The 409-nt window shown below is 51.3% G+C and carries 4 tRNA genes; all 4 read right to left on the reverse strand.

Annotated elements, in window-relative coordinates:
* Window positions 1–32 precede the first annotated feature (32 nt).
* Window positions 33–104: transfer RNA gene (locus KJQ99_RS09970), tRNA-Gly, on the reverse strand.
* Between the two features lie 4 nt (window positions 105–108).
* Window positions 109–184: transfer RNA gene (locus tag KJQ99_RS09975), tRNA-Thr, on the reverse strand.
* 13 nt (window positions 185–197) lie between these two features.
* A tRNA-Leu gene (locus KJQ99_RS09980) sits at window positions 198–282 on the reverse strand.
* An 11-nt stretch (window positions 283–293) separates the two neighbouring features.
* A tRNA-Lys gene (locus KJQ99_RS09985) sits at window positions 294–366 on the reverse strand.
* Window positions 367–409 lie beyond the last annotated feature (43 nt).

Consider the following 409-nt stretch of genomic DNA (forward strand, 5'->3'; position numbering starts at 1 on the left):
CACCCCGGCATAATCTTTGATGAACTGGCATAAGCGGAAGACGGGATTCGAACCCGCGACCCCCACCATGGCAAGGTGATGTTCTACCACTGAACTACTTCCGCATTCTGGTGCCGACTAGAGGATTCGAACCTCCGACCCTCTGATTACAAATCAGATGCTCTGCCAGCTGAGCTAAGTCGGCATAATAAAGAAAATGGTGCGGGTGAAGGGACTTGAACCCCCACGTCAAAAGACACTAGAACCTAAATCTAGCGCGTCTGCCAATTCCGCCACACCCGCAAAACCGACTATGAGTCGTGACAGGTTCGAACTGTCGACCCTCTGATTAAAAGTCAGATGCTCTACCGACTGAGCTAACGACTCATAAATGGAGGATACAGGGCTCGAACCTGTGACCCTCTGCTTG

This window comes from Campylobacter sp. 2018MI13 (assembly GCF_018501135.1).
In the GTDB taxonomy this organism is placed as follows: Bacteria; Campylobacterota; Campylobacteria; order Campylobacterales; family Campylobacteraceae; genus Campylobacter_E.